At 75.6% G+C, this 5,211-nt stretch carries 5 protein-coding genes; 2 read left to right on the forward strand and 3 right to left on the reverse strand.

The window, feature by feature from the left end; all coding sequences use genetic code 11:
* Positions 1-53 precede the first annotated feature (53 nt).
* From FOE67_RS15765 to FOE67_RS15775, 3 genes are all read right to left on the reverse strand, one after another.
* A complete protein-coding gene (locus FOE67_RS15765) occupies positions 54-848 on the reverse strand; it encodes a lysoplasmalogenase (RefSeq protein WP_182664756.1) in 795 nt (264 codons plus the stop codon).
* Complete coding sequence (locus FOE67_RS15770; RefSeq protein ID WP_182664758.1) at positions 845-1,762, reverse strand: sterol desaturase family protein; 918 nt, start codon at positions 1,760-1,762, stop codon at positions 845-847. Before FOE67_RS15770 ends, FOE67_RS15765 begins: the two co-directional genes overlap by 4 nt.
* Positions 1,763-1,893: 131 nt before the next feature.
* Positions 1,894-3,030, reverse strand: coding sequence for an aminotransferase class V-fold PLP-dependent enzyme (locus FOE67_RS15775; RefSeq protein WP_182664761.1), 1,137 nt, complete (start codon positions 3,028-3,030; stop codon positions 1,894-1,896).
* A gap of 326 nt (positions 3,031-3,356) precedes the next feature.
* Here FOE67_RS15775 and FOE67_RS15780 point away from each other — a divergent pair, with 326 nt between their 5' ends.
* Together FOE67_RS15780 and FOE67_RS15785 are read left to right on the forward strand one after the other, a co-directional pair.
* Positions 3,357-4,226 carry a hypothetical protein gene (locus FOE67_RS15780; protein ID WP_182664764.1) on the forward strand — a complete coding sequence of 290 codons (870 nt, stop codon included), beginning with the start codon at positions 3,357-3,359 and terminating at the stop codon, positions 4,224-4,226.
* Between the two features lie 7 nt (positions 4,227-4,233).
* The coding region (locus FOE67_RS15785) for a protein kinase domain-containing protein (protein ID WP_323384968.1) at positions 4,234-5,211 on the forward strand (978 nt) is incomplete at its 3' end.

Genomic DNA, 5,211 nt, shown 5'->3' on the forward strand with positions numbered 1-5,211 from the left:
GGGGAGTCGCGGGCGGACGGGCCGCTCCCCGGAGGGTGGGTCGCCGGGAGGAGTCACCGGGCGGTGGTGCCGGTCCGACCGGGCGCCCTCACGGCCGTTCGGGCCGGTGGCGGCGGAGTTGCCGGCACGGGACCGTCCCCGGATCGGTGGCCGGGCGGCCTCGCGGCCGGGGAGCGCAGCACCGCGTCCGCCAGGAGCCACTGCGCGGCGAGGTAGGTCGACATGATGACAAAACCCTGTGCCGGTACCACCGGACCGTCGGCGATCCCCGCCGCGATCAGGGCGTCGGAGAGCAGGAAGAGCGCCCCTCCCGCCGCGCCCCGGGGCCCGAGCGTCAACGCCGCGGCGCAGGCCGTGGCGGCCAGCAGCGCCGCGTATCCGGCCACCGGCACCCGCAGGTCCGCCGGCAGGCCCGGCCACAGCGTGACGACCACCGCGACACCCACCACCGCATAGCCGGGGGCCGCCGCCACGATCCGCGATCGCGGCGGGCGGGCACCGGCCCGGGCGGCCCGGCGACAGAGCGCCAGGTAGCCGAGGTGGCCGAGGCCGAAGGCCGCCATCCCGCCGAGGAAGGCCACGGGATGGTCCGGCATCAGCAACACGTCCCCGGCCCAACCGCAGGCCAGGGCGACCAGGAGCAGGCGGGGCCCGCCCCGGGCGGCCACCACCAGCATCAGGGCGGGGATCAGCAACGGCTTGGTGGCCCGGTGCACCCCTTCCGCGTCCACCGCGTGCCCGATCAGGTGCGCGGCGCAGAACAGGAGGAACAGCGCGAGGGCGCCGGCGCCGAGGAGGCGCCTCCGCCGGCCCGCGGGCCCCACGGGTGGCGGGTCGCCCGGCCTCATCCGACGACCGTCGGGTCGCCGGTCGCCCGTTCCCTCCCCGTCGCCGGGGTCGGTCCGCCGACGGCGACCGCCGCCGACCCCGGCTCCGGCGGGCGCCACCCCGGTCCCCGGAAGACGTGGCTCAACCGGTCCCGGGTCGTCCGGGCGGCCCGTACGTCGCGCAGGATCGCCGCGTACTCGTGGGTGGCCACCCGCAGCGGGTTGTGGGTGTCGATGTTCTTCGTCAGCCCGTAGACGCACCGCTCGGTCTCCGGGGCGAAGGTGCCGAACAGCCGGTCCCACACGATGAACACCCCGCTGAAGTTGCGGTCCAGGTAGTCGCCCTGCGAGGCGTGGTGCACCCGGTGGTGGGAGGGGGTGTTCAGCACGAACTCGAACGGCGCCGGCAGCCTGCCCACCCGCTCGGTGTGCACCCAGAACTGGTAGACCAGGTTGGCCGAGGACAGCAGCGCCAGTACCGCCGGGTGCACACCCAACAGGATCAGCGGCAGGTAGAACGGCCAGACCGTCCAGGTGGTCCAGGGCTGCCGCAGCGCCGTGGTGAGGTTGAACCGGGTGCTGGAGTGGTGCACCACGTGGCAGGCCCACAGGATCCGCACGGTGTGGTGGCCCCGGTGCGACCAGTAGTAACAGAGGTCGTGGGCGACCACCAGCAGGGGAACGGTCCACCACTCCAGCGGGACGCGCAGCGGGGTCAGGGCGTACGCGGCGGCGTAGATCGCCACGATCGGGATCTTCCACAACAGGTCGAAGAAGAGACTGCCGAGCCCCATGGCGAGGCTGGTGCCGGTGTCCCTCGTCTCGTAGCCGGCGGCGTCCTCGTCCGGGTGCAGCCGGTAGCTGATCATCTCGATCACGGTGAGCAGGGCGAAGGCGGGTATCGCCCACAGCACGACATCGGGCGGATTGGGCATGACCGCACTGTAGAGCCGTGCGTCGTCCCTGCCCGGGGGTCGTTACCCATCGGTACGGCAAAGTTTTCGCCGGGACCGGGACCGACGGAAACCGTCGGCCCCGGTCCCGGCGGGCCGACGGCCGACGGCGCTCAGCCCGGGACGTCGATCGGGGTGTCGACGGAGGTGTCCTCCAGGGCGTTCAGCGCCCGGTCCACGTCCGCCTCCGTGGTGTACAGGTGGAAGGAGGCCCGCAGACCGCCGTCGCGGGCCGCCACCGACACACCCGCCCGGGCCAGCTCCTCCACCGCTGCCCCGGCCCCCGGCACCGAGACGATCGGGGACCCGGCCGACTCGGGGGCGGCGGGACGCCCCAGTCGCTCCAGGCCGGACCGGAAGCGCTCCGCCAGGGCCAGGTCGTGGGCGCGGATGGCGTCGATCCCCACCTCCTCGATCACCTCCAGGGCCCGGGCGGTGCCCAGCCAGGGCAGGTACGCGGGGGCGAGGTCGAAGCGCGCGGCCGTCGGCGCGAGGTCCCGCACCGGGCCGTAGCAGCTCTCCCAGCGGTCGGCGCCGGCGAACCAGTTGGCCTGCACCGGCCGCAGCCCACCGCCGTCCGGGGGCACCACCATGAAGGAGGCGCCGCGCGGCCCCAGCAGCCACTTGTAGGTGCCGCACACCACGAAGTCGTCGGCCTCGGCGTCGTAGTCCATCCAACCCGCCGCCTGGGTCGCGTCCACCAGGATGCGGGCGCCGTGGGCGCGGGCCGCCTCCCGCACCGCCGCCAGGTCGGCGATCCGACCGTCCGCCGACTGGGCGGCGCTGACCGCGACCAGCGCGGTGTCCGGGCCCACGGAATCGGCGAGCCCCGCCGGCGGCACCACCCGCAACCGCAGGTCGTCGGCGTGCAGGAACGGGGTGGGCACCGAGCTGAACTCCCCCTCCACGGTGAGCACCTCGGCGCCCCGGGGCAGGGCGGCGGCGACCACGGAGACCTGCGCGGCGACGGTGGAGCCGAGCGCCACCCGCTCCGGGGCGACCCCCACCAGCCGGGCCCACAGCACCCGTGCCGCCTCCACCTCCTCGATGAGCGCCTCCTGATCGATCCGACCGACCGTCAGGTCCTCCACCGCCTCCCGGAGCCTTCGGGCGGCCCGGGCCGGCAGCAGACCGTGGGAGGCGGTGTTGAGATAACCGGGGTTCGGCGAGAACTCGCGTCCGATCAGGTCGGTCGGCAGGGCGTTCGGTGACGCGGCCGGGGCGTTGGGGAGATCGCGTGAGGTCTTCATGGCGACAGTCTCCGTCCGGTGTTCGTTTCCCGCGAGCGAATTGGGCGGGTGCCCCCACCGCGGATCGCTTTCCCGGGCCCCCGCCCGGGCGGCCCGTTCCCCCTCCGGGCGTGGTCACCGGCGGTGCGGGGTCCCGGGGCGTGCGCCCCCGGGTGCACCGGGGGCGCACGCGAGGGATCCGGCCCGGGGGAACGACCCCGCCGGCCGGACCCGGGCCCGCCCGGTCACCGTAGCCGGACCGTGACGGAAAGCCATTCCGCCCCGTTCGGCGGCCCGCTAGGGTGATCCCCGCCGAACCGTCGGGCACCCCGCGGAGGGAGGCGCGCATGCGTCAACGACCGGTGACGCGGGCCGTGGTGCTCGGCTCGCTGACCGTCCTGTTGGTCACCGGCTGCGGAACCGATCCGGTCCCCGCCGACCCCGGCACGGGAGCCGACGACGCCGTGGTCGGTGAGGTCCCGGGCGAGCCGGTCGGGGCGTCCTCCCCGGCGGGCGAGGCGCCCTTCGTGCCCAATCCCGAGCGCCTGCCCCGGGACGCGACCGCGGCGGCCGTGCTGGCCGCGGCGGTGCTGCCGGACCCCGCCGACCACGGGACCGGCTTCGTCGCGGTCGACCGGTCCGGCGACACCGACCCCGACACCGACACGGGGAGCGGGGGTCGGGACACCGAAACGGGGGACACCGGAACCCAACCCGTGCTCACCGACGCCTGCGTGTGGAAACGCGAGCCGATATCCGACGACGTCCTGGCCCTGCGCACCGTCGAGGCCGAACGCCCGGCGGACCCCCCCTCCGGTGATCCCCCGGGCGCGATCACCGTGGTCACCGTGGTGACGGTGCACGACGAGGTGACGGCCGCCGACCGGCGGATGGCCGGAATCCTGGAGGAGGGGCTGCGCTGTCCGGAGCAGCGGCTGCGGGCCGACGAATGGATCGCCGGTCTGACCTCCGTCGGAGCCTTCCGCCCGGGGGACGGGGCCCTTCCGGCCGACGACCTCATCACCGAACGCGGTGACTTCTTCTCCGAGGAGCACGGCGGACCGCACCCCTACCTGTGGTTGGTGGCCAGGGTCGGCCCGGTGACCGCCGCCCTCGCCGTGAAGGGGACGGACGGCTCCACCGAGGGGGAACTGACGGATCTTGCGCACCGGTTGATGCGCCGCATGATCACCGCCGCGCACACCGAGCTGAGCTGAGGAGCCCGTGCACACCCCGTCGTTCCGCTCCGGCGAACCCCGTGACCCCGCCGGCTCCGCCGGCCGGGACCCGTTCGACGCCCCCGCCGACGGGGGCGGCTCGGACCCCGGGGCGCCCGGTCCCGGCCCGCTGCACCCGGCCGATCCCACCCACCTCGCCGGTCACCGGCTGCTGGGCCGGCTGCCCGCCGACCCTCCCGGCACCTGCTACCTGGCCCGCTCGGCGGGCGGGGTGCTGATGACCCTCCGGGTGGTGCCGCACCCGTGGTCCGCGCACACCGAGTTCCGCTCCGCCTTCGCCCGGGGCACCGCCTCCGCCCAACGGGTCGTCAGCCGCTGGGCGGTGGCCCCGGTGGCCGCCGACATCGGCGCGCGCCTGGTGTGGCTGGCCGAGCCGTACCTGCCCGACCCCGATCTGGCGATGGTGGTGGCGGTCCGCGGACCGCTCCCCCGGGACATCGGCCGCCGGGTGGGCGCCCGGGTGGCCGAGGCGCTGGAGACGGTGCACCGGGCGGGCCTGGTGCACGCCTGCCTGACCCCGGCGCGGGTGCTGCTGGCCCCCGACGGCCCCCGCCTGACCGGCCTGGGGCTGGCCGGCGCGCTCTACGGGACCGGTCCGCTGATCCTCCCGCCGTCCTGTCTGGCGCCCGAGCAGGCCGAGGAGCCCGAGCGCCGACCGGGTCCGGCCGCCGACGTCTTCGCCCTGGGGTGCGTGCTGACCCACGCCGTCACCGGGCGCCTGCCCTTCGGCGCCGCGCCCGCCGGTGAGGTGCGCCGACGCATCCTCACCGAACCCCCGGACCTGGCGGACGTGCCGCGCGGGCTGCTCGAGGTCATCGGCGCCTGCCTGGAGCGCGACCCGGACCTGCGTCCCACCCCGGCCGAGTTGTGCCACGAACTCGACCCCCGGGCCGACGGGGCGGGCGGGGTGCGGTTGCCGGAGGACGTACTGGACCTGATCGCGCGTCGCCGTGCGGCCTCGCCC

The organism is Streptomyces calidiresistens (assembly GCF_014141525.1).
Classification (GTDB): domain Bacteria; phylum Actinomycetota; class Actinomycetes; order Streptomycetales; family Streptomycetaceae; genus Streptomyces; species Streptomyces calidiresistens.